We start from the raw sequence: 25,245 nt of genomic DNA on the forward strand, positions 1-25,245 counted from the left end.
TATGTCCATTAGCGACTACCTTCTACTTTTTAGCATGAATTTTGTCCATTACACCAAAAAATGCTAAAAGTAAGACCATCAGTGTCTACTTTTTTATGATGTTCAGTTTACTACACAACCAGCGTCAGCACCCAATGTTATCCAGTCGCCTTGTTGCCACGTTACAATTTTATGTCAGGCTGTCATGCAGATTTGGGCGTGTCTTTATGTTTGGCTCATCTATAGGCTCATCGATTGGGTTGAGAGTACGTCCTAGTCTACTAAGTCCTTGCGCGCTGGTGGTAGCGGCGCTAAATAGCCAATGACCAAGATCAAGCTGCCTGCACCAAGGAACGAAATCACCCGCCAAATCGCCTCGGTCTGTGACAAGTCAACCAAGACCAGTTTTAGCACCACCGCGCCCAGTAGTCCAATGCCCATAAACCATAGCGTGCGCTGTCCATAGCGGCTAGCGCTGATGGTCGCGACCAAGGCAATGAGCGTCCACAAAATCGTCAATCCCGTCTGTACTTGCTCGCTATTCCACGCGCCGCCAGTAACTCCATATACACTGCCAGTCCATAATGGCGTGCCGATAAAGGCATGCAGCGTCCTGACCAACATACTAGAGCCTATCCAAAGGCCAATCAGCGCTAAGACAATAAGTAGCATATCGTTTTTAGGAATGGCTTTTAATAGATTTCTCGAACCGCTACCACGTGGCTGACGGAGTAAATAAACGCCCAAGGCATAAAACACCACCAGCCATAACGTCAGATCGTATAAATTAAATAGCGGAAAATAAGGCAAGGCCCAAATCACCCCATCATAAGTAAAATTGGTAAACAGCGCCCAGCCTAAGGTGATAGGCACAAAGATTTTGGCGCTGTCTAACAGTGCTTGAGGCCAATCAAACCAAGCGAGCGGAAAGGCTGAGGTTGCTGCTTTTGAGTGCGTGTTTGACTGCTCATCATGATATTTAGCCATAGCATGACGCTGTGTCCACCATAATCCAGCCAACATAAAGGCAACTGGCACTAAAACAGTCATGACACCTTTTGAGTCAGGTAAGCCATAATGCATGGCTTCTGCTAAAACAATAATGCCCGCTCCAAGCCAGCTTGCGCTATCAAAACGTGTTAACTCAGCTGCTTTATGCCATATCTTTAGCCATAACTGCCCAATGACCAACCCGCCTACCAGCAAAGTAATAAATATCGACCAATGAAAGGTCGACCATTGATAATCAAATGCATATTTTTGCGGTAATTGAAACAGTAGCGTGGCATACAATAACAGCAGTAAACCATGACAAAACTGCCGAATCTCCAACCAAGAACGATATTGATTGACGGCATAATAAAGGACAAGGCTGGTTAACGCGGCCAATCCTAGCAGTGCTGTCGTTGCGATGTGCCAGTTGGCAAGCCATTGATCAAGATCGATGACCAATACATACAGCAGCCAGACCACGGCGGTGAACGTCAAAAAACGGCTCAACCTCGGACTGCGCCACATCAGGTTAAACGCCATACTTTGGCTATTGATTGAAGCCAGCCATTGCTTGGTAGCGAGTTCACCGATGCCCAATGTGTTAGCGTATTTCACCAGCGTCTGATCGGCGTGACGCTGGCTGTTTGTGTCATCCATAGGGGCGTTGCTGGCGCGTAAGACAAACATGGCGGCAAGGTAGCTGAGCGCTGAAATCGTCAAGGCCAGCGTTGGATAATCTTTGATTGTAAAGATCACAGTTATCATCAGCATCGCGATACTCAGCAGCTGTAACCCTAGCCCAAATAGCACCGACCATGCGCGTAGCGAGCGCCGACCAAACCATACCAACGCCAGCCCTTGAACCGACCAGCCAAAGGCAATCCACTCAGCATCGAGAGCCAGCGGAATGACTAATGCCAAAAATCCAAATCCTAACGCCAGCATGCCTTCAGTGATTAAGGCATATCGTTGACTGCGCTGTACAAATATCCAGCCAATGCCCAAATAAATCACCGCTAAAACAGCACTGGTGAGGGTCAGCGCATGAGGAATAGCGTCTAACAACGCCGCAAATAAACCAAAGGCCAATATCGGTACGGAAAACAATAAACCCGTATCAATAGGGAAGACATAGGTGTTGTTTGCGCTGTTTTTTGTATGGTTGTTCGTGCTGGCATGTGTGCTGGGGTTTGTACCGTAAATACTACCTACAGTCATCTGGGCGATATCTGTTTCATTTAATGTGTTATAAGCGATGATCTGCTGGGCGTAGCGGATGACAACAAACAAATATAGCAATACATGCAGCGTCACCAGCAATACCAATGTCCAGCGCTGCGCCTCAATGGTAGCGCTTAGATTGTTCGTCGCGCCCCAATAGTAGGCCAGTCCAAAGGTGACCAACACGCCGAGCAGATTGAGCATTTTCCAAGTACGGTAGTGAGCAATGACAGCAACGGTGACGTTTAACAGCAGATAATAGCTAAATAAGGCGACCAGACTGCCGGTGTCTTCACCAGTCAATACAGGTGCAAAAAACCCACCAGACAAGGCCAATAAAGCCAGCGGTAAGGCGTTTTGACGCACAGCGAGACCGATGGTGACAGCTGATAAAAGGCCAAGTCCAATAAAGCTTGGCACGCTTGCGAGCACCTGATAGACGCTATAAGCAAAAAAGACGGTCAAATAAGCCATCGCTAAGCCCGTGCCCTGTAAGGTGATGCCATAAGCAAAGCGGTTTTTTGCCAATTGTAGCCCCAACGCCGCCAGTCCCAATCCCATCAGGCCAATACCAATAAGCTTTATGGTAATAGGAATCTCGATATAATCGCTCAGTAAGCGCAGCAAAAGCACCACACCGATGAGTAAGACGATTACCCCGACACGCACGACCAAGTTACCGCCAAAAAACCAGCTCTTGATAGAATAAATCAGTGAGGTGACGATAGGTAAGGAGCGCTCATCAGGCTCTATGGTTGCAGTGGCTTGTCGATTTTCTGTCGATAGTGATGAAGCTGCGGGTAAAGGGGGTGTAGGTAGCTCGGATAAAGGCCGGTTTGCTGACTCTGGCAACTCTGGCCGCTCAGAAAGCACGGGTGGTTGTGACGTTGTCTGCTGATGCTCTGTATCTTGAGAGGATGGCTCAGAGTGCGCGTTGGATGCAGCGTCTATACTGTCTTTATATTGCTTGAGCTCAGCTTGTAGCGCTGCCATCTCACGGCGCAACTGCTGGATTTGGCTATGGATACTAATATATAGCACCGAAGCGATGATGAATAAAATGGTAAAAGCCAGCCAGCCCAGCGGATTCATTAACAGATATAGCATCCTTGTCACTCAATTTGCTTGATGATAAGGTGATAATGACGCGATTTGCGTCCGAGTACAAGAAGCGTCATGTACCTAAAGCTGCTCAACCAAAAAAAGAGCCGCTGATTCATAAGCGGCTCTTTTTTCGGTTTATATAGGTTTTATAAAAGCCCTATGATAGTGGCCTTCTCATGATAGCCGTCTATGCTAAGTTACTTTTCATAAACTCAAGCATGTTATCCCAGCTTTGCTTGGCGGCAGCTTCGTTGTAGCCGAGATCGACGTCGTTTTTGGCTGCGCGCTCATCGGCATGGGGGTTGGTAAAGCCGTGCTTGGCATTATCATACACATCGATAGTGTAGTCGACATCGGCCGCATCCAGCTCAGATTTTAGACCTTCTATCGCCTCCATCGATACCATAGAGTCATCGCGGCCATGCGCGACCAAGACTTTGGCGGTAAAGTTTTTGTCCGCGGGCTGTTTTGCTGATGGGTTGCCGTGGAATGTTGTGACAGCTTTTAGTGGCATACCTTCGCGCGCCATATCAAGCACGACTTTACCACCGAAACAGTAGCCAATCGCGCCTAAGTTGCTACCATCAACAGCCAACTGATCGCTAAAATCATTGAGGATAAGGCGACAGCGATCCATCAGCATGTCTTGGTCCGCGAGTACTTGCTCCATCCACATGTTTGCCATCGCCGCATCGGTGGTGAGTTTGCCTTCACCGTAGACGTCCATTGCCACCGCTGCATAGCCTGCTTTTGCTAGACGCTCGACCACAGATTTTGGATGATCGACCACGCCCCACCATTCTGGTGCGACCAAGATGCCAGCCGCTGGGTTCTCTTCCGATGCGTCTTCTGGTAGCGCCACATAGCTGATGAGCTCGACGCCGTTTTTGGTGGTGCTGATAAGTTCAAACGTCTTAATTGACATAGTACTGTCCCTTTTTATGTTATGAATTTTATTTATAGTAAATCGTTTTTCTTACTTTTAGTACCTTAACGCCCATGCTTCGCAAAAACAGCTATAATACTGTAACGCTCTTTATCAAAATGCTACTGCACCTTTATGACACTCAATTTGCTCAACCAACTTGCCGACAGCCAACAATCACAAACTGCTGAACAGTCACCGACGCCGCAACCAGTGCCAAAGCCTGTTGTACCCGCCAATGCAAGCTTGTTTGCCGATAGCGATGGTGAGCTGGTGGCCACCTTGCGGCCGCAGTTTTGGTCGCGATTTGCCTTATCAGAGCTGACGCATCATGAATGGGAAGCTTTGTGTGATGGCTGCGGTAGCTGCTGCCTGATCAAATATATCGATGATGACGCCGAAGCGTTGGTTGAGTATACCGATGTGACCTGTCAGCTGATGGACTGTGCGACGGGTCATTGTCAGCACTATGCCACGCGTCAAGAGTATGTGCCTGACTGTATTCAGCTCACGATGGAAAACCTGCCCAACATGATGTGGCTACCATCACACTGCGCCTATAAACGCTTGTATAAAGGGCAGGAGCTCCCAAGTTGGCATTTATTATTGACTGGCGATGCGGCGCGCACCGAGCAGCAGATGCGCGCAGCCAATGTCGGGGTGGCAGGGCGCTGTGTCTCTGAGGTTGGTATGACAGATGAAGAGATGGAGGAGCGGGTGGTGACATGGGTACAGCCCTAGCGGTATCCATTTAGACTCTTATCGTTAGTTTATGGCGAGTAGTGAGTTTATGGCGCGGCGGCATGCGCCGCAAATTGTGCTTTGGCTTCAGCTGCTGCTTTTGAGTCAGCCAATGGCGGGATAGGAATATTCTGACGAATCTGCTTGGAGAACTCGCGGCTATTGACTACGCTGCTGCCTGCTAAATTATCAAAACCACGCACTTTTGGATTGATATGAGTGCGCTCGTACCAAGTATCCATCGACCAATTCTGCGCGCCGCTGTTGGGCTTGGCGTCGAGCATACCGACATCGTATAGATAGTTCGGCAGCCAACCAGAGACCCAAATCCGATAATCCCATGGCAAACGCTCGCCACTGACGATACGCGCCATATAAAAAATAATATTGGTACAGTTGCTGATCAACGTGTTGTACCAAGTGGGCTCGGCGTTTAGCTCATCAGCCGCCGTTAGATAAGATTCAAATAGCGACCTCACTTCATGCTGTTGCAAATTGCTAATAGGAAACAGATACACCTGTTCGCCGCGCGCATTGCTGCGCGTATAGATAATATCACGCTCCTCGCTAGCAATCAGGCTAAGCTCATAACGCCGAAAAAACCCAGCCAGCGCCGAAAAAGACTCGCCTGCTTCTTTACGAATCTCAAATGAGAAGGCAAGCGGCCTGTCATCCTCAAAGCGAAAGCTGACCAAGGTATGAGCAATCAGTGGCCCCATCCAGTATGAGTTGGTGACATCGACGCCCGAGAGTTTGGACATATCAATGGTACGGGTGTCCCAGCGCTCGGTGGCGTCTGCATCGGTATGCCAGTCAAAATTGCGTACATTTTTGAGGGTGATTATATTAGGGTTGCTCGCGTCGCGCTCATAGGAGACTTGCTGGCTGACCTCTGCCATCCAGTCGCGCTGCTGCTTGGCTTCGATAGAAAAAAACCAGCCAACCCCGAGGCACCAAGTCGCAGCGTACATACCCATAAGCCAAGTGCTGGCCGGTTTTTTTGTGATGGTATGGTGCTGGGATGAATGCTGGTAAAGGCTACTTAGCAAGGCTGCCAGCAGGCAAATGATGACGATAGCCGCAAGCCAAGTGACGAGCGAGCGCACGCCAAACTGATACCAAATCGCTAATAGCAACCACAGCGCCGATAATAACAGCGCGGTGATGATAAACAACTGGACAAGATAGTAGCGCCATGTCTTTTTTTTAGGGTTTGTGGCGTCCGTCATTGTTTGGCCGTGACCGCTTGTACCATGAGAGCGCGGCAGGCTAGTTGGACATAGTCGGCGTAAACGAGAAAAAAACGAGCGTAAGGACATGGCGTTTATTATTGATAAATAAAGGCTTTGACCATAGCAAAGTTTATAACACACTGACAATACAATTTGCGTGAATTTATCGTTGAATGTCGGTGAGCCATGCGATAAAGTGAACATAATTTAGGCTGGTCTATTTATAGGTATTATTTGGCCGTGGTTGTGATGGCCTAATCATAAAACGGCTGTTTTATTTGTTATTTCTATCCCCATCTAGGTTTTTTGCTGTTCTTATTGTTATTAACTAAAGAGGTTAAACCATATCATCATGTCTGACGACACTCCCAGCCCGAGTAGTTGGTCGATGCGCGGCTTAAAACGCTGGCTATCGACCGCCCCCGAAACCCGTGATGAATTGATTCGTTTGGTACAGGATTCTCGTCAGTTTTTAGAGCCTGATACTGTCGATATGTTAGAAGGCGTGCTCGATCTGCCTGCCACTCAAGTCCGCGAGATTATGACGCCGCGCCCGCAAGTGATCGGACTGCACGAAAGCGCAAGTCTGGCTGAGGTGATGGATATCATCCTCGACACCACTCACTCGCGTTACCCAGTATTTGATAGCCAAGATGATGATGCGGTCATCGGCATCTTGCTTGCCAAAGATTTGATTCCTATCTTAGTGCACATGGTGCGCGACCAAGAAGATAAAATCGACAGCAAGCGTCTCAGAGATCTGGTGCGGCAGCCGCTATATATCAGCGAAACGTCGCGCTCAGACACGCTGCTGCGCTCACTGCAGCGCACCCAAGTGCACATGGCAATCGTCGTCGATGAGTTTGGCAACTTTGCAGGGGTGGTCACCATGGAGGATTTACTCGAGGAGATCGTCGGCGATATCGTCGATGAGCATGATGACTTTGAGGAAGACAGTGATATCAATAATATTATCGCTGATCCTGATAAGCCGCATACTTGGCGTGTACAGGCCTCGACGGTCATCGAAGACTGTAATGATGAGCTTGGCACCCATTTTGATGATACCGATGTCGATACCATGGGCGGTCTTGTCATGCAAGCGCTCGGCTATGTGGGCGACTTAGAAGGCGAGAGCGTCATAATAGATGACTGGAAAATCACCATCACCGATGTCGAAGGGCGTTTTATTCATAGTTTAGAGCTGACCAATATGAACGCCGATCAGCAGGTATTGATTGGCAGTCATTGATCGATGATGAGCCGCTTCATCGGTATAGGGTTAGTTTATAATAAAATGGTTATAAAGTTAGGCATGCTACTAGGAGGCTTTTGACAGCACCGTTGCGCCGCCTCATACCAGCCTATAGATAAAAAAACACGATTGCGGTCGTGTTTTTTTTGTGTCTTGTCGTGGGCTTTTGCGACGCAATTTTACCCATTAATTGCTGTAGGCTGGTATCATGGGCGGGTTTATTTACTGAGTCTTTACTGAAAGCTTATCGAGCTTGATCTTTGTCTAAGCTTGGTTTTTTATCTTTTTATTTAAGCATCGCTAAGTGAATGCTTACTATTTTAAAAAATATGGTTCTGGATAACTGCTATGCGTCTGTCTACTCATGATTTACAAAAACGTCTCAATGCCGATAAGCCAAAGGGCTTACCCATGGTACTGACAGTATTGATTGCGTGGCTGGCAGGGGCCGTGTTTATCTTTGCACTTGCGCCTTATAACATCTGGCCGCTAGCACTGCTATCGCCTGCGATATTGTACGCCTTATTGATGCCGAAGATGAGCGGCAAATGGGCGTTTTTGATCGGTCAAGCTTACGGTACAGGCTTGTGGTGCGTGGGGGCGTTTTGGCTCTACACCTCTATTCATGTGTACGGCGATACGCCAGCGTGGCTTGCCTTGATTATGATTGCGCTGATGGGTCTGGGCATGGGCTTGTTTCATGGCTTTTTGGGGCTGGTGTTTAATAATATGGTCGGCAAGCAGCCCCTGTCTTTTGCCGCGCTTTGGGTGCTGCAAGAGTGGATGAAGACGTGGTTATTTACTGGTTTTCCGTGGTTGTTTGTCGGTTACGCCTTTACAGAGCAGTATTGGCTATCGTCACTTGCGCCAGTGGCGGGGGTGTTTGCAGTGTCTTTTGTGGCGGTATTATTGGCAGGCAGCTTAGTCGAGCTACTGCGTCGCCGCGCAGGCTATATGGTGGCTTCGATTGCCCTGCTAGCGCTCAGTACACTATTGTGGCTACTAAACCCGCAATGGACCAAACCAAAAGGCACGCCTGATTTGTCGGTGTCATTGATTCAGGGTAATATTCCGCAAGATTTAAAATGGCTGACTGAGTATCAAATAGAGACGCTCAAGATTTATGCCACGTTGACCCGCAGTGAGTGGGGGCGTGATATTATCTTGTGGCCTGAGTCGTCGATTCCGATGTTTCAGACCGATGCGATCGGCTTTATCAATGAGATGGTCAAAATGGCCAAAGCCACCAATACCACGTGGGTGACCGGTATTCCTTATAAGGATGAAGCGGCATTTGATGAAGCTCAAGATAAGTATCCGCCATTTTATAACAGCGTGATTGCGCTGGGTGCAGAGGCAGAAGGACTGTACAAAAAACAGCGCTTAGTGCCATTTGGTGAGTATATTCCATTTGAAGGGCTGCTCGATATTTTGCCAAACCTTGCAGGTAGTCAAGAGATTATGAGCTATAGTAGCGGTAGTGAGGCGCAGTCGCCGCTACAGGTGCGTGGGCACAATTTGGGCGCTGCTATCTGCTATGAAGTGGCCTATCCTGATACCACGCGCAAAAACGCCATCGGTACAGACTTTTTATTGACCATCTCAAATGATGCATGGTTTGGCACCTCGGCAGGCCCGCTACAGCACCTACAAATGGTACAAATGCGCGCGCTCGAAAATGGCCGTTGGTTTATGCGTGCGACCAACACCGGTGTCACCGCCATCATCGACCACAAAGGCCGTATCGTTGAGCGTGCTCCGCAGTTTGAGCGTACCGTATTGCGCGGTGATGTACAAGCGCGGACAGGTAGCACACCGTTTATGCGTGTCGGTCATTATCCTGTCTTGTTTGTGGTGGCGCTGCTGCTGTTATTGAGTTATCTGGGCAAGCGGGCAACGACAAGAGCGCGCTTGGGTAAGTAGTTTTGCTGTTGATTCGTCGTGGTGCGCCATTTAAAGCAAATAATAACGCTAAGGCGCTCAAGTCATGGAGAAAAACCGCCCATAATAAATCCTTTAAATACTTAAGGGTTTTAACAAATCGCTATAAATTGCGATATAATGGGTCAATATTTCAAATATTTTGTGCAAGGTGGATAAGATATGTCAGAAGGTATCGTCAATAACAACCCAAAAAAAGAGCTGTTATACACTCTAGGTGGCATTGCCTTATTCTTAGGTATTGTCTTACTTATTGGTGTTTCTGCATTTTTGCGTCCAGCAGGCGAGCACATCACGTCGACGCCAACGGAAGCATCAGAAGCTGCTAATGAAGCAGAAGCTATTGCTACCGAAGACGCTGCTGCCCCGACTGAAGCAAATGCTGAAACAGCACCAGTAGATGCAGCAGCACCTGATACAGCAGCAGATGCAACCGTCACACCAGCGACAGATGCAGATAGTGCAGTCGTCACTGCAGAAGCAGGTACAGCGACCGCTTCTGGTACAGTAAGCCAAGCGGCGGTTGCCGATGCTGATTTAACCGCAGAGCAAGCGGATGGCGATGTGGAAGCGGGTGAAACTGTCGCACAATAAGCTGTTTTTGCCTAGGGCGTGTCCTCGTTTTTAGCCCAATTAGATGGCTATCGATTGAATTGAGGACACGCCCTAGATGCGGGCTGTCTTTTTTCATTATGACAGGATAGTTATCTTGTCATAGTGACTGATATTTGTCTTTTGGCAATGCCACAAATACTCGCTCTCAGCTACTGAGAGCGATTTTTTTTGTGAGCCATTGTGTAATTATTGACCATTTAATTCTTTACTTGACGATAGACAGGTGAAACAATATTGCTCCTACATGACCGCTTATCTGAATAAATAGGGGTTTGGTCATTATTAAAGTGGTCTTTAAAGGAATAATCTTATGAGCAAAGAAGCAAATTCAGGGGTGAGTGCCGCTGAATTAGAATCGCTAGAAAACGGTTTTATGGGGCATCCAAAGCCGCTGCGTCCGCTATTTTTTACGGAGATGTGGGAGCGGTTTTCTTATTATAGTATTCGCCCCCTATTGGTATTGTTTATGGTGGCGACGGTAGGCAGTGGTGGTTTTGGGTTTGATGAAGTCACCGCTTCTGCTATCTATGGTATCTTTGCTGGCTCATTGTATTTGGCGGCCGTCCCTGGCGGCTGGCTGGCAGACAACTGGCTCGGACAAGAGCGCGCGCTGTGGTGGGGTAGTGTCATTATTGCCCTTGGTCACTTATGTATCGCGCTTTCGGCGATGTTTGGTATGACACTGTTTTTTGTCGGTCTAATCTGTATTGTTTTGGGCTCAGGGTTATTTAAGACCTGTATTTCGGTGATGGTCGGAGCGCTGTATACCAAAGGTGATGTGCGCCGTGATAGTGGTTTTACCTTGTTTTATATGGGTATCAATATCGGCGCGTTATTGGCCGCGCTGATCGTTGGGATATTTAAAGAAAAGGGCATGTGGCATGTCGGCTTTGGGGTCGGTGGTTTGGGGATGCTCATCTCGCTACTTATCTATCGTTTTTCTGCCCAAAAAACATTGACCCATTATGCCAAAGCCAAAGGCATCAGTGCTGAGTGGGAGCGCTCTAACGACCGCTATCATAATATCGGACGCTGGGTCGCAGGATTTTTGGCATTATTGGTGGCTGTGATTGTGCTGGTCGCCACCGGTATCATGCCGTTTGAGGCAAGCATGGTCGCAGAGTATATGACCTATATCATCGCGGCTGTGGTGATTGGCTATTTTGCCGTGATGTTTGTCTCACCGCGCCTTGATAAAACCGATAAGCTGCGTTTATTGATTTGCTTTATTTTGATTATTGGCTCGACGCTGTTTTGGTCAAGCTTTGAGCAGCAGCCGACCTCATTTAACTTATTTGCTGATCGCTATACCGACCTTAATGTCTTAGGGTTTGAGATACCAAGCATTTGGTTTCAGTCGCTAAACCCGCTGTTTATTTTGTTGCTCGCTCCTATTGTCAGTGCTCTTTGGGTCAAGCTGGGTAATAGAGGTATCGAGCCAAACAGTATGGTCAAGTTTGCGCTGGGTATGTTGATTACTGCGGCAGGTTTTGGCTTGATGATTATCGCCTCAAAAAATATTTTGACCAATGAGACTGGCCTAGCATCACCCTTATGGCTGGTCGGTAGCTTGTTGCTGTTGACGCTTGGCGAACTGGCGCTGAGTCCAGTAGGATTGTCATCGATGACCAAACTTGCGCCAAAAGGTATGCAAGGTCAGATGATGGGGCTGTTTTTTGCTTCTGTCGCCATGGGTAACTTGGTTGCTGCATTTTTCGGTGGTCATGTCTCAGCGGACAAGATTGAAGGCTTGCCAAAGCTATTTACGACCATGACCGTCTTTTTGGTAGTGACGGCGGTTATCTTGTTGCTATTGGCCAAGCCCATCAGTACCATGCTCAAAAATAGCGAACAGTCCGATCATGTCAGCTAAACGACACCAAAAAAGTTAGCGGATGCGTTTGAGCAAATGGTCAGGATAGCCAAGCACTAAGTCCGTGCATCAATAAATAGGCTGATGATGAGACGTGTTACCATGGTTGGTAGCACGTCTTATCGTTTTTATCCGTGACAGGTCTTGCTCAAGCCATGACATATTTTTGTTCAAGCATTTTTTTATTCCAGTATTGAAAGCTTGTCATCTGCCCAAACATCTTAATAGTATCTGGCTATTTATCTCTTCTGCATGGTCAGTATTTGCATCAATTGCTATTGATCATTCAACACAATTCAATGCGCGCTTACTCATTTACCCGCGCCAATAAGACGACTATCCATAGTCGCCGCGTCGTCGTATTTTTTTAATACAACCTCGCTTGCCCACTGTCTTCAAAACCAATAAGGAAAATTTTAATGAATAAACAACACATTCATGATCGTATCGCAAGTTTACGGGAGCGCATGGCCGCCCAAGACCTAACGGCTATCATCGTACCGTCAGCGGATCCGCATTTATCAGAGTATCTACCAGAGTATTGGCAGGGGCGTTTGTGGTTGTCAGGGTTTACAGGCTCGGTCGGTACTCTAGTGGTCACCGCCGATTTTGCGGGTCTGTGGACGGACAGCCGCTATTGGGTACATGCCGCCGCCCAGCTGGAGGGTACAGGTATCAGCTTAGAAAAACTGGCACCAGGTCGGCCAAACCATATCGATTGGTTGGCGACGCATTTGGCAGAAGGCGATAGTGTGGCGGTCGATGGTAATGTGTTGTCTATCGCGGAGCAAGACAAGCTGTTAGATGCGTTTGATGCCAATGACATTACCCTCATCACCGAGCGTGACGTACTGACAGAGATTTGGACAGATCGTCCAGCATTGCCATCAGCGAAGCTATACCAGCATGATGCGCAGTTTGTGGCGCAGTCTGCGACCGATAAGCTTGCTGCGGTACGCTCAGGGATGCAGGAGGCTGGCGCGACTCACCATCTACTCTCAAGCTTAGATGACATCGCTTGGCTGACCAATCTGCGCGGCAGCGATGTCGATTATAACCCCGTGTTTTTGGCGCATATGCTCATCAGTGCAGACAGTGCGACATTGTTTGTCGATAACAGCAAAGTCAGCAGCGATATCGCAAAAGCCCTAGAAGACAGTGGTATCACGCTTGCTGATTATGACGCAGTACAAGACGCCTTGAGCGCACTGACTCCAGAGGATTTGCTGCTGCTAGACCCAAATAAAGTGGCGGTGGGTACGCTATCAAAGATGGCCGATGATGTGGGCTTTATTGAGCAAATCGCCCCCAGCACGTTACTCAAATCTGTCAAGTCTGATGCCGATATCGAGCATGTCCGTGAAGCCATGCGTCAAGATGGTGCGGCCTTGTGTGAGTTTTTTGCCACATTTGAGCAGCGTTTAGCAGACGGCGAGCGTTTGAGTGAGCTGGATGTCGATAGTATGCTGATTGAGGTGCGTAGTCAGCAGCCGCATTATGTTTCGCCGAGCTTTCCGACGATTGCAGGCTTTAATGAAAACGGTGCATTGCCGCACTATCGAGCTACGCCAGAAAAGTTCAGCTACCTTGATGTCGCTGAGGGTGAGGGTGGATTGTTGCTGATCGACTCAGGGGCACAGTACCAAAACGGCACCACCGATATCACTCGCGTCGTCGGTATCGGGCAAGTCAGCGATGAGCACAAGCGCGACTTTACCACAGTACTAAAAGCGCATATCGCACTTGCGCGCGCCTCTTTCCCTGATGGTATCGCCTCGCCACTCATCGATGCGATCTGCCGTGCGCCATTGTGGCAAGCACAAATGGATTACGGTCATGGTACAGGGCATGGCGTTGGCTACTTCCTAAACGTCCATGAAGGCCCGCAAGTCATTGCTTATAGTGCCAGTACGCCAAAAGAGCGCGCCATGAAAGCAGGTATGATCTCCAGTAATGAGCCAGGTCTATACCGCGAAGGTAAATGGGGTATTCGTATCGAAAACTTGGTGGTCAACACCCCAGTTGCGAACCCTACCGAGAGTGAGTTTGGTGAATTTTTACACTTCGAGACCGTCACTTATTGCCCAATTGATACCCGTTTGCTTGATAAATCATTGCTCGATCAAGTAGAGGTTGAGTGGCTAAACGACTACCATCGTCAAGTTTATGCTGAGCTAAAAGATCGCGTTGCTGGTGCAGCACTAGACTGGCTGACTGAGCGCACCCAGGCGATTTGATCGAAAGCCTTAGGGCGTGTCTTTAATTCACTCGATAGTTATCTAAATGGGCTAAAAATGGCTAAATTTTGCCAACCATCGTCAAATAGCGGGCTTATATCCCGATATGAACGGCGCTATTTTCCTTGTTTGACTACAATTTATCTCATTTTTATCACCATTTTTTGAAATGAAGACACGGCCTAGTAGACGCCCAATAAATAAGCCCCGTAAATGTTTACGGGGCTTATTTTTTGAAATTATCAGACGATATCTATAGTTTTCGGCTGTCTTTATTGGGCATATAGCCAATCTCCAATCTTCAAGCCACTCTAAAACCAACCCAGTAGCACGCTGGCATAGCTTTACTCTTTTTATTTGGAATTAACGACAGGCTGATCTAAAGCCTCTGTCTCACCCAATTGCTGTGCCACCTCAGCATGGAGCCATGATTTGAGGTTTTCTGACATCAGCATCATCTGTTCACTGAGATAGTCATCAATCTGCATCTCGAGCTCATGGAGGAGCGCTTGATGCGCGGCGCTAGATGGCTCCTCTTTTAGTGTCAGCTTGATGGTTGTACTGGTCTTATCTTTGATGGCTTTGACCGCTTTGACATTGGCATCATGGTTTTTATCATGAGTGGTTTGCTGATCAGCCGTTTGCGCTTCCTCATCGCTGCGCTCAGGGGCACGGACGGTCTGCGGCTGGGTGCTGGTGGTAGCGTCTTTATTACTTTGTGTTTTTGCTATGCCAGCTTGCGCTGTGTCAGTTTTACTATCGGTGTCAGGCGCGTCGGATTTGGTGCTTTGGTGGGGCTCTTGACGGGCGGCTGGATGGGTATTATTTTCTTGATCATCAGTTGCTGCTGGCTTATGTGGCGATTGTTTTTGTGCGGCTTGTGCTTTTGAGGCTATCTCTTCTTGTCGCTTTGCGTCCTCTGCTGCTTTTATTTTTTCTTGTTTTGCTTTGGCATCCGCTTGCGCTTGCTTATCGGCGATGGCTTTTGCAATGGCCTGCTCGGCATCGTGGTTGTCGTAGAGATCATCGACATGAGTGTCTAGATCAGGCGTGCTAAATGCAAAGCTTTCAAACGGCGTCTGGGTTTGTAGCAAGGTGATGATGTCTTTTAGCTCTTGGGTAATGGCGGCGCGTACAGGCTCAGGAGCACACGTCCAGCGCTGATAAAACTGATGAGAGAATGAGTAGCTTGACATGGTATCTTCCATAAATGTACAAAAATTACCCCTTATCATACGCAAGTACGATAAGGGGCTGCAAGTGCACAAACGTAGCAAATCTGACACCAAAGTTACAACGCGCCGTATCAGACGGTCGCATTTAGGCGGTGACAGGCCAACGGGCAAATATCAAAGAGCCATTGGTACCGCCAAAGCCAAAGCTGTTGGACACGGCATATTGTAAATTGTCCACTTTTCGGGATTGGTGCGCGACATAATCGAGGTTGCAGTTGTCCTCGACATTGTCTAGGTTGATGGTTGGCGGTACATGCTGTTGCTGCAGCGCGCGAACGGTAAAGATGGCCTCAATACTCCCAGCTGCGCCTAGTAGGTGCCCTGTCATCGATTTGGTTGAGCTGACCAAAATGCTGTCTTTGACAGGCGCAAAGACGGTTTCGATAGCGATGGACTCAGCGACATCGCCGGCGGGGGTGCTGGTGCCATGAGCATTGACATAGCCCACTGCGTCAGGCTCGATGCCCGCGTCATTGAGTGCGTTTTTCATTGCTCGAGCGGCACCGCTACCGTCTTCTGGGGGCGCGGTGATATGGCTGGCATCGTCGCTCATGCCAAAACCAACCAGCTCGGCCAATATCGTAGCACCGCGCGCTTTGGCGTGAGCGAGGCTTTCGAGTACCACCACCCCTGCGCCATCGCCGAGCACAAAACCATCACGGTCTTTATCAAATGGCCGCGAGGCTTTGGTTGGTTCATCATTGCGTGTAGAGAGCGCATGCATCGCCCCAAATCCTGCCATGCCAAGTGGACTTGAGCCTTTTTCGCTACCTCCAGCGAGCATCACATCTGCATCGCCATAAGCGATCAAGCGTGCCGCGAGTCCCATCGCATGCGTGGCAGTGGTGCACGCAGTTGAAGTGGCGAGGTTTGGGCCTTTTAGGGTATGTTTGATCGCAACCAATCCTGCGGCCATATTGACGATCGAGCCTGGGATAATAAAAGGCGATACTCTCCCAGCGCCTTTTTCGCGTAGGGTATCGCGGCTGTTTTCGATGGTCTGAATACCGCCGATGCCTGAGCCTAAGATAATACCAAATCGCTCAGCGTCGACGCCTTGTACCGGCGCATCGGCCGCGCTTACCTCATCGATGAACCCCGCATCCTTTAACGCCATGGCTGAGGCCGCCACACCATAATGCATAAACTCATCATAGCGGCGCGCGTCTTTGGCGTTCATGTATTGTTTGGCATCGAAGTCTTTAATCACCCCAGCGATTTGTGCACGGTAATCAGTGGCATCAAAATGGCTGATAGGGGTAATACCACTCTCGCCATTGATGAGCTTGGCCCATGAGCTATCGACATCGAGGCCAAGTGGCGTGATAGCACCCATACCCGTGACCACGACACGCATCTCATCTGGGCGCTGGTAATGTGGCGGCTTTTGGCGCGGCGTTTGCTGGGTAGTGCCAGCATTAGAAGGGGCGGCTTGCGCGTTCGGTGAACTGCTATGTTGGCTCATGCGATATATCCTGTACGTGCGATCCTAAAAAGAAGGTATTTTAACCGTCATTATAAAACACATAAGTGTACGTATGTAAACTAAAATTTGACCGACTAGGCAAAACAAACTTGACCGAGTACCACGCCTTTACGCGCGCCTGTGACTGCTGGCAGATTACCAGTTTCGCCCATTAAAGTTTGCCGCGCCAGCCAAGCAAAAGCGACTGATTCTACCCAAGTCGGCTGCAGTCCTAATTCAGTGGTAGTAGTCACCGCCCAGTGCGGAAGATGCGCTTGCAGACGCGTCATTAAATAGCGGTTGAGCGCGCCGCCTCCGCATGCATAAACGCTGCTTTGTTTTTGATTACTAATAAACTGATTGATCTGATCGCAAGCACTGATAGCGGTCAGCTCGGTCAGTGTCGCTTGTACGTCAGCGGACGAGTAACGAATATGCGCCGATGCGTGATCAAACCTTTGTAGCTCCTCTTGTAGCCATTCTAGGTTGAACTCCTCACGCCCTGTGCTCTTAGGATAAGATCTGACAAAAAACGGATGCTCTAGCAGTTGATTCAGGAGTGGCTCTATTACTTGGCCAGACTGAGCCCAAGCACCGCCTGCGTCATAGTCATTGTCGGTATGCAGCGCGGTCCACGCATCAAGTAATAAGTTGGCAGGGCCAGTGTCATAGCCAACGACATGGCTATGATTGTCGAGCGTATCATTGTCAGCATAACCACTATCAGTATAATCATTGGCAGCATGATTACTGGCGGGCAAGACGGTAATATTGGCAATACCGCCTAAGTTTAATAACACGCGCGTACTATCAGGATCAGCAAATAATGCCTGATGAAACGCTGGCACCAAGGGCGCGCCTTGCCCGCCAACTGCCATATCACGGCGACGAAAGTCGCTGATCACACTGATACCTGTACGCTCAGCGATGACATTGGTATCGACCAATTGCAAGCTAAAACCCATTTGTGGACGATGGCGTACCGTCTGCCCATGACAGCCAATCGCCAGCACCGACTCGCTATCGGTATTTGACTGCTGCAATAAATTATTGACCACCTCGCTGGCAAACTCGCCATAGGCTTTGCTTGCCCAGCCAAACCAGTCCAGCTCGCTATTTGGCTGGTTGTTTGGCTCATCAGCACTCGGCGTCAATGCTTGAATACCATTAGGTTGACACAGAGCGAGCAGCACTTCGCGCAGGCGCGGTGGGAAGTCTTGGCTATAAGTGGCTAAAAGCTGCATCGGCTGCTGGGTCTGCTCTTTATGACTCATGTCGGCGGCAAACTGACAAAGCACCGCGTCCATCCCATCCAAGCTGGTGCCAGACATTATGCCGATATATAGACCGTCATCAAAGCTTTCAAACACCGTTTGCTCTAACGCATCAGTGAGCGATGCATAATGGACACTTTCGTCAGCTGCTAAAAGGTCAGCCGCTAAAATCTGATTACTTTCTGAATCATTCGTGGTCTGAACAGGGTTGGCCATGGCAATTTACCTTAAAAAACGCTAGTATATCCCTCAAATTCTAACATCTTTTACTGGCTACGAAACGTCAATCCCGTTTGCAAAAAATAGAGTAGCAAGAAAAACAGTAGCAAGAGAAACAAGTGCAGGTACTAATATAGAGCAGATGCTATATCTAGTAGACTAAACGAATTTGACGCTGCTAATCGTACTTTGGCACTCGGGAGCATTCGCCCAAACGCGTTACCCTTTTAATAAAGACAATAAAGAGAGCATCATGACCACTCAAACCCACACTCTAGAAGAACAACTGGCCCTGATTCAGCGCGGTACGCAAGAAATCCTTTCAGAAGAGGACTTGGTTGCCAAGCTAAAACTGGGTCGCCCGCTGCGTATCAAAGCCGGTTTTGATCCTACCGCGCCTGACCTGCATTTGGGGCATACGGTATTGATTAATAAACTCAAGCACTTCCAAGACTTGGGTCATGAGATTTATTTTCTCATCGGGGACTATACCGCCAAGATTGGTGACCCCTCTGGTAAAAACACCACGCGTCCGCCGCTCAGTGATGAGCAAATCAAAATCAACGCGCAGACCTATGCAGAGCAAGTTTTTAAGATTTTGGATAAAGAAAAAACCAAGATTGTCTTTAACTCTGAGTGGTTCAACGACATGTCGGCAGGGGACATGATTCAGCTATCAAGCCAGTTGACGGTCTCGCGTATGCTAGAGCGTGATGACTTCTCCAAACGCTATGCGGCGCAAACGCCGATTGCGATTCATGAGTTTCTCTATCCGTTAGTGCAAGGCTACGACTCTATCGCGCTCAAAGCCGATGTCGAGCTAGGCGGTACCGATCAAACTTTTAATCTGCTTATGGGTCGTACCCTGCAAGGTCGCTATGGGCAAGAGCCACAAGTGTGTATCACGGTGCCGATTTTAGAAGGACTAGACGGCGTCAATAAGATGTCAAAGTCTCTTGGCAACTACGTCGGCATTTATGATGCGCCGGGCACCATGTACCAAAAACTGCTGTCGATGCCAGATACCTTGATTCGCCGTTATTTTGAGTTTTTAAGCTTTAAGTCGATGGATGAAGTCGAAGGCTTGATGAACGAGATGGAAAACGGTCGCAATCCACAAGAGATCAAACGTATCTTGGCCGAAGAGTTAATCGAGCGCTTCCATGACGCCGATGCTGCAGCTAATGCGCATAAGTCAGCGGGCAACGTACTTGCTGATGGCGAGCTGCCAGTTGACCTGCCAGAGGTGACGTTGGAGCTAGAAGGTGCGGATGCGTTATTTATCACGCAAATATTGAACCAAGCAGCCCTTGCTAAAAACAACTCAGCAGCCAAAGACATGGTCAAACGCGGCGCAGTAAAAGTAGATGGCGAAGTGGTCGATGCAGGCTTTAGCTTAACCTCAGGTCAGACAGTGGTTATCCAAGCGGGCAAAAAAGCCTATGCAAAAGTGACGGTGGCCTAATATAGTAGATTCAATTTAAAAATGTTTTAGCGCTACTGGTATAAATTTTCCTTGCGTGCTGTATACACAGAGGCTGCGCAAAATTCATCCCAGTAGCGCTTTGGAAATTATGTCAGTTTTGTTTTCAACTGACTATAAGTGGCTGGAAACAAATCACTGGAAATCAGTGACTGGGATAAACTATTGATATTTAAAACAAGGTCGACATGATGGTCGGCCTTATTTTTTGTTAAGATAATTTGGCCGATATACTAGGACATGCAGATGACAGACAATACAATCCCCCAAGGCATTTACCGCCACTATAAAGGCAATCTTTACCAAGTATTGCATACCGCGCAGCATTCTGAGACCGAAGAAGCCTTAGTCGTTTATCGTTGTCTATACGGTGAGTATGGCGTATGGGTACGACCGCTGTCGATGTTTACTGAAACTGTAATGCGTGATGGCACAGAAGTGCCTAGATTTGAGCTGATGAAAGCGTTGATTGATTAGCTTGAAATAGAAAGGCTGAACAGAAACTCCTGAATAGAAACTTAAGAGCCGCTGTCGTAGGCTGGGTTTTTGACCCAGATTTTTACCATATCACCTACAGCTCATTTTCCAAAAATCCCTTCAATGCTTTATAAAAGCCAACAGGCTCATCCATCGGTACCGCATGACCAGAGTGCGGTAAAACGATTTCAGTGGCGTTGGGTAGCATCTGCGTTACCTGTTGCTGCCACTTAGCGTTATAGAGCTGTGAGCGACCTCCGATTAAGTTCACGACTGGAGTAGTAACTTTTTCTATCACCGCCCGAAAATCGTACTCCAGATTTAAGTATGCTTGCAAACAGCGCATCTTATGCTGCCAAATGCGGTGGTCATAGAGCGCAAGCTTAGGATCGTTCTTATAAGTCATCGCTTGTATAAACGCTTTTGAGCGTCTGCGGTTGACGGATAGTAAAGAAAACTGTCGCTCGACATCAGTGACGCGGCGCTTGAGCGCAAAGGGCAGGTGGGTAAAACTCTCGAGCTGAATATACGGCAGCGTCATATTCACCACCTCATGAAAGACTGCAAACACCTCGCGCTGCCGCGTACCAAACAAACCGCCTTGCCAGTCAGGCTGGTTATGAATCGCAGGGCTTTGGTCGATGTTTAAATAACGACTGACTCTTGCGCTGCCATAACGCGAAAAATACGCCCACATCACTTGTGCACCCATCGAAATGGCGGCGACGGGCAATGCGTCTATGTTGCGTGCCAAACAAATTTGCTCAATGACGACATGGAGGTCATCGGCGTATTGCCGCAAAAAATCAAACTCACTCAACTCGATATCCTTTGCGGCTCCAAACCCGCGTAAATGCGGCAGATAAAACGTATAGTGACCGAGCAAAGGCAGGATAAATGGCAAAAACTCACGTGCATCCATCCCGTACGCATGGAGCAGTAGCACCGGCTTGCCGTGGCCAATAACTGATATCGGTAGCAGCATGCCTTTTGCCACCTCGATGTTTTTTGTATGCAGCTGATACTGATTGAACAAAGCAGGGCGCGGCACAGCAAATAGGTTGGTTTTCATCAGGTATGATACCTTATTGCAGAGTAGAGCAGGGCATCGCGCTGACGCAAACGTTTTGCCACTGATAAAACCCTGCTATATTAAAACAATTAAACTGACCATAGCATAAAAAATGCCTAGCGGTAATAGCGGCGAGCAGGTTAAGGGATGAGCGGCCGATCAATGATCATCAGTGACATAAAGGAAGAGTGTATGAGCAAATCGACGTTAGCCTTGCTTGATAGTAGTTTGTATCCACAGCGCTGGCAGCAGCAAACTTTTGCAACCCCGCAGGCGCTACTAGTCGCGATGCTAAGCGCAGAGAGCGTACCTGATGCTCAGGATTTTACACAACAGTTATTAGCCAATGAGGTGTATCAGGACTGGATCAATAGCAGTGTGTTTGGCCGCTATTTGCATCGGAACTTTACCGCTTTTTATCGGCAAAGCGAGGACAGCTTTAATACCGATATGCCCGCATTATTTCGCTGTCAGCTGACGCGGCATGCGCAGTATTTACCGCTGGGGCAAGTGCTGTTTTTTGCAGGTGATATGCCAAAGCAGGTACGACAAACCAAGCTGCTAACCACCACGGTCAATCCTGCGACTGCTATCATCAATGCGCAGCCAAGTAGCCGTGCTGTGCAATCTACACAGATGGTAGTCAATCAGCTAACCATCGTCGGCAAACACCTCTTAGGGTTTCCTATTCGCCATAATAAGCGCACCAGTGAGCGCATTCGAAATGAAGTGCTGGTTTTGGACTTTCAGCAGGTGACACTGATCAAAGAAACCCAAATTCAACCCAAAAAAAGAAGCAACATAGATGGGACTATATTGCTTCGGTCTTATGAGTTACGTTAGAGAGCAAAACGGTCGGCTAAGCTTTTAACGGCCTTGCTTCGCAATGGTCAAACCATTATAAGTTTGCGCCACTGGCATCACTTCCAAGCGATTGACATTGATATGGGCGGGCGATTCAATTAACCACAATAAAATATCGCCGATATCCTCACCAGTCATGGTTTTAAAGCCATCATAGACTTTGGCGGCTTTTTCGTCATCGCCATGATAGCGTACATTCGAAAACTCAGTGCCCGCGACATTACCTGGTTCAAGATTGGTGACGCGCACCTGCGTACCGACTAAGTCCGCGCGCAGATTTAGGCTAAACTGTTTGACAAAGGCTTTGGTCGCACCATAGACATTACCGCCAAAGTATGGCCAACTGCCAGCGATAGAGCCGACATTGATGACATAACCGCTGTCGCGTGCCACCATCGCAGGTAGTACAGCGTGGGTCAGCGCCACCAGACCTTTGATATTGGTATCGAGCATACGCATCCAGTCATTGAGATCTGCCTCATGGGCAGGCTCGGTGCCGAGCGCTAGCCCAGCGTTATTTACCAAAACATCGATGTGCTGAAAGCCAGCCGGCAATTCAGCAATGATTTGCGGGATAGACGCTGTATCACTCACATCCATGACCACCGGCAAAAACGCCTCGCCCAATGTAGCTGCCAGTGCATCAAGCTTATCGCGGCGTCTGGCACAACCGATCACTTGGTGACCGCCTGCGACCAAACGCTCTGCCAGCGCCTTACCAAACCCTGCACTTGCTCCTGTGATCAATACGTTCATGATCTGTCCTTATTATTGATGTTGTCTGCTATTGCCATGATTTTGATGACGGCTTTATTTACCCTAATGAGACTTATCTATTAGATAACTGTTTACCAAAGATTTTATCGCCCGCATCGCCTAGACCTGGGATGATGTAACCGTGCTCATCCAAATGGCTGTCTAACGCAGCGGTATAGATGGTCACATCAGGATGCGCTTCGTTGACCAAACGCACCCCTTCAGGAGCCGCTACCAATACCAACGCCTTGATATTGGTACAGCCGTTTTTCTTTAGCATCTCGATGGTTGCAACCATCGAGCCGCCTGTGGCTAGCATTGGATCAATGATAAGCGCTGGGCGCTTGTCCATGTGGCTGACGAACTTTTCAAAGAAAGGCACAGGCTGCAAGGTTTCTTCGTCACGTTGTAAGCCGACGACAGAGATTTTGGCCGTAGGGATCAAATCGAGTACCCCATCTAGCATGCCAATGCCGGCACGTAAGATAGGTACGATGGTTGCCGTCTTACCGATGATTTGCTCACCTGTGATTTCACCACACCAGCCTTCCATTGGGAAGGTCTCAATTTCAAAATCACGGCTTGCTTCGTACGCCATCAAGCGCGCAAGCTCTTTGGTTAATGTACGAAATTTATAAGTGCTACAGTCTTTTTCGCGCATTAGGCTGAGTTTATGACGGACTAGCGGATGATCGATTACAGTAATTTTTAAGTCACTCATAAGTACTCTCTTGGTTTTGGGTCTGATGCTTGCGCAGTCGCTGCGGTTGCCATTAGTATAAAAGATACAAACACTTACCACACGTTACCCCGCCTTTAGCGCATCCACAGTAAGCTTAGCCTACCTAACAACCGTGCCTAGAGCTTCTATCTCTTGACAGCACGATTCTCTTTGACTACATAAATGGCGACATATATAGAGTTATCACAACATGCTTACCGTGCAAAATATTACCAATAAAGTTGAGTTGTTATGGTAAGCGGCCACGTATTGAGCGCATCAATGAGGATGTTATGTTGTATTAAATCGACTATGTTTTACTATTATGGATGACTATATGACGTCAGGGTCGGTGAAAGTAGTGTTTAGGCCTGCTATGATACCAAAAAAACCGCTTTTTTGATGAAGAATCTTATGACCAATCAACCAACTAGCAACCAGCACCCTATGTCTCATACAGAAATCGACGCAGCATTGTCAAAAGACGATGCTTTAGAAGTAGAAACCCATCCGTTTGCCCCAGTACTGCCTGCAAATGCCACTGTAATGATGATGGGCACGTTTCCACCGACCGCTGATAAATGGGCAATGCGCTTTCACTATCCAAACTTTTATAATGATATGTGGCGTATTTATGGCGGCGTGTTTTTTGACGATATTGATTACTTTAGAGTAGAGGGCGAAAAGCGTTTTGATCCTGAGCGTATTCGCGACTTTATGTTTGATCGCGGTATTGCCTCGTGCCCGACGGTGAAGCAAGCCATTCGTGAGACCGGAAATGCGTCGGACAAACACTTAACCGTCGTTACCCCAGTGGATTTAGATAATATCTTGCTGCAAGTACCAAAGGTTAAGACGCTCTTTACCACTGGCGGCAAAGCAACTGAGGTCTTGCTAAGCCTACTAGCGGAGCCACCCGCCAAATCCAAGCATCCTAAGACCAATCAAAGCATGCAGTATCCTTATCGTTGGCAGCATCATGACAAAGACCCCGCCGTCAAAGAACTGACCTTATATCGTCTGCCCTCCACCTCACGCGCTTATCCTTTGGCGTTAGACAAAAAAATCGCCGCCTATAAAGCTTTTTTTGAAAAAATGGGCAAACTATAAAGGATACATAAAGAAGCATAGATAGAATAACGTCGTCTGAGAACCAAGAGGGCTAAACGCTAAAGCAAAGTAATTGAGATTAGCGGTAAATTATTTCCCCTGTTAACTGTTTGATATATATCAAGTATCAATCATCATGCCAAATAATCTTTTAATTAATAAGTCTGACCCCTTGACCCCCATCTAAATACGCGTATAATGCCACCCAGTCGAAAGGGAAGGCGGATTAAAGAGTGACTCATTCAAAGAATGAATCATCATTTTAAACTCTTAAACTCCAAGCCTAACCAACTGGTTTAAAATAAACCAAATTAGTTCTTGACTTACCAAATAAAGCGTCTATAATACGCACCTCATCAGGACGAGCTAAGCATTACTAGGGTAAATTACATAGTAATAACGCAGCGAACCTTGAGAAACAAATTATAAAAAAAGCTTGACAAACCAAATCGT

General features: G+C 48.0%; 19 protein-coding genes. 10 read left to right on the forward strand and 9 right to left on the reverse strand.

Annotated features, from left to right (window positions below; translation table 11 throughout):
* Positions 1-252: 252 nt before the first annotated feature.
* Entirely contained in the window at positions 253-3,300 is a 3,048-nt protein-coding gene (locus JFC05_RS11960; RefSeq protein ID WP_198337036.1) for a DUF2339 domain-containing protein, read from the reverse strand.
* Between the two features lie 184 nt (positions 3,301-3,484).
* The gene (locus JFC05_RS11965; RefSeq protein WP_198337037.1) at positions 3,485-4,222 is read right to left on the reverse strand and encodes a dienelactone hydrolase family protein; all 738 of its coding nucleotides are present in this window, start codon (positions 4,220-4,222) and stop codon (positions 3,485-3,487) included.
* A gap of 270 nt (positions 4,223-4,492) precedes the next feature.
* Between JFC05_RS11965 and JFC05_RS11970 the strand changes: the two genes are divergently transcribed.
* Positions 4,493-4,963, forward strand: coding sequence for a YcgN family cysteine cluster protein (locus tag JFC05_RS11970; protein WP_227697550.1), 471 nt, complete (start codon positions 4,493-4,495; stop codon positions 4,961-4,963).
* 47 nt (positions 4,964-5,010) lie between these two features.
* Here the strand turns inward: JFC05_RS11970 and JFC05_RS11975 are convergent, their stop codons facing one another.
* A complete protein-coding gene (locus JFC05_RS11975) occupies positions 5,011-6,192 on the reverse strand; it encodes an Lnb N-terminal periplasmic domain-containing protein (RefSeq protein WP_227697548.1) in 1,182 nt (393 codons plus the stop codon).
* A gap of 355 nt (positions 6,193-6,547) precedes the next feature.
* Between JFC05_RS11975 and JFC05_RS11980 the strand changes: the two genes are divergently transcribed.
* The 5 genes from JFC05_RS11980 (at position 6,548) to JFC05_RS12000 (ending at position 14,116) form a co-directional block, all read left to right on the forward strand.
* The gene (locus JFC05_RS11980; RefSeq protein ID WP_192993161.1) at positions 6,548-7,447 is read left to right on the forward strand and encodes an HlyC/CorC family transporter; all 900 of its coding nucleotides are present in this window, start codon (positions 6,548-6,550) and stop codon (positions 7,445-7,447) included.
* A gap of 351 nt (positions 7,448-7,798) precedes the next feature.
* Entirely contained in the window at positions 7,799-9,373 is a 1,575-nt protein-coding gene (lnt, locus tag JFC05_RS11985) for an apolipoprotein N-acyltransferase (RefSeq protein WP_198337040.1), read from the forward strand.
* Positions 9,374-9,553: 180 nt separating this feature from the next.
* The gene (locus JFC05_RS11990; protein ID WP_198337041.1) at positions 9,554-9,985 is read left to right on the forward strand and encodes a hypothetical protein; all 432 of its coding nucleotides are present in this window, start codon (positions 9,554-9,556) and stop codon (positions 9,983-9,985) included.
* Between the two features lie 331 nt (positions 9,986-10,316).
* The gene (locus JFC05_RS11995; RefSeq protein ID WP_198337042.1) at positions 10,317-11,879 is read left to right on the forward strand and encodes a peptide MFS transporter; all 1,563 of its coding nucleotides are present in this window, start codon (positions 10,317-10,319) and stop codon (positions 11,877-11,879) included.
* Between the two features lie 419 nt (positions 11,880-12,298).
* Positions 12,299-14,116 carry an aminopeptidase P family protein gene (locus JFC05_RS12000; RefSeq protein WP_198337043.1) on the forward strand — a complete coding sequence of 606 codons (1,818 nt, stop codon included), beginning with the start codon at positions 12,299-12,301 and terminating at the stop codon, positions 14,114-14,116.
* Between the two features lie 353 nt (positions 14,117-14,469).
* Here the strand turns inward: JFC05_RS12000 and JFC05_RS12005 are convergent, their stop codons facing one another.
* The 3 genes from JFC05_RS12005 to JFC05_RS12015 form a co-directional block, all read right to left on the reverse strand.
* Positions 14,470-15,312 (reverse strand): hypothetical protein, encoded by an 843-nt coding sequence (locus JFC05_RS12005; RefSeq protein WP_227697549.1) that lies wholly within the window; start codon positions 15,310-15,312, stop codon positions 14,470-14,472.
* A gap of 124 nt (positions 15,313-15,436) precedes the next feature.
* On the reverse strand, positions 15,437-16,708 hold the full coding sequence (fabF, locus tag JFC05_RS12010; protein ID WP_198337051.1) for a beta-ketoacyl-ACP synthase II: 1,272 nt from the start codon (positions 16,706-16,708) through the stop codon (positions 15,437-15,439).
* Between the two features lie 203 nt (positions 16,709-16,911).
* On the reverse strand, positions 16,912-18,306 hold the full coding sequence (locus JFC05_RS12015) for an anhydro-N-acetylmuramic acid kinase (protein ID WP_198337045.1): 1,395 nt from the start codon (positions 18,304-18,306) through the stop codon (positions 16,912-16,914).
* Between the two features lie 256 nt (positions 18,307-18,562).
* Here JFC05_RS12015 and tyrS point away from each other — a divergent pair, with 256 nt between their 5' ends.
* Positions 18,563-19,774 carry a tyrosine--tRNA ligase gene (gene tyrS / locus JFC05_RS12020; protein ID WP_198337046.1) on the forward strand — a complete coding sequence of 404 codons (1,212 nt, stop codon included), beginning with the start codon at positions 18,563-18,565 and terminating at the stop codon, positions 19,772-19,774.
* A gap of 264 nt (positions 19,775-20,038) precedes the next feature.
* Positions 20,039-20,269: a DUF1653 domain-containing protein gene (locus JFC05_RS12025; RefSeq protein ID WP_198337047.1), complete on the forward strand. Its 231-nt coding sequence runs from the start codon at positions 20,039-20,041 to the stop codon at positions 20,267-20,269.
* 94 nt (positions 20,270-20,363) lie between these two features.
* Here JFC05_RS12025 and JFC05_RS12030 read toward each other — a convergent pair whose 3' ends face one another.
* On the reverse strand, positions 20,364-21,341 hold the full coding sequence (locus JFC05_RS12030) for an alpha/beta fold hydrolase (protein WP_198337048.1): 978 nt from the start codon (positions 21,339-21,341) through the stop codon (positions 20,364-20,366).
* Positions 21,342-21,533: 192 nt separating this feature from the next.
* Between JFC05_RS12030 and JFC05_RS12035 the strand changes: the two genes are divergently transcribed.
* Positions 21,534-22,184 (forward strand): hypothetical protein, encoded by a 651-nt coding sequence (locus JFC05_RS12035; RefSeq protein WP_198337049.1) that lies wholly within the window; start codon positions 21,534-21,536, stop codon positions 22,182-22,184.
* A 24-nt stretch (positions 22,185-22,208) separates the two neighbouring features.
* Here JFC05_RS12035 and JFC05_RS12040 read toward each other — a convergent pair whose 3' ends face one another.
* Positions 22,209-22,961, reverse strand: a complete 753-nt coding sequence (locus tag JFC05_RS12040) for an SDR family NAD(P)-dependent oxidoreductase (protein ID WP_198337050.1) — start codon at positions 22,959-22,961, stop codon at positions 22,209-22,211.
* Positions 22,962-23,034: 73 nt separating this feature from the next.
* A complete protein-coding gene (gene upp, locus JFC05_RS12045; RefSeq protein ID WP_105244246.1) occupies positions 23,035-23,682 on the reverse strand; it encodes a uracil phosphoribosyltransferase in 648 nt (215 codons plus the stop codon).
* 447 nt (positions 23,683-24,129) lie between these two features.
* Here upp and JFC05_RS12050 point away from each other — a divergent pair, with 447 nt between their 5' ends.
* The gene (locus JFC05_RS12050; protein ID WP_198337052.1) at positions 24,130-24,792 is read left to right on the forward strand and encodes a DNA glycosylase; all 663 of its coding nucleotides are present in this window, start codon (positions 24,130-24,132) and stop codon (positions 24,790-24,792) included.
* The last annotated feature ends 453 nt before the right edge of the window (positions 24,793-25,245 follow it).

It is taken from the genome of Psychrobacter celer (assembly GCF_016107555.1).
Classification (GTDB): domain Bacteria; phylum Pseudomonadota; class Gammaproteobacteria; order Pseudomonadales; family Moraxellaceae; genus Psychrobacter; species Psychrobacter celer.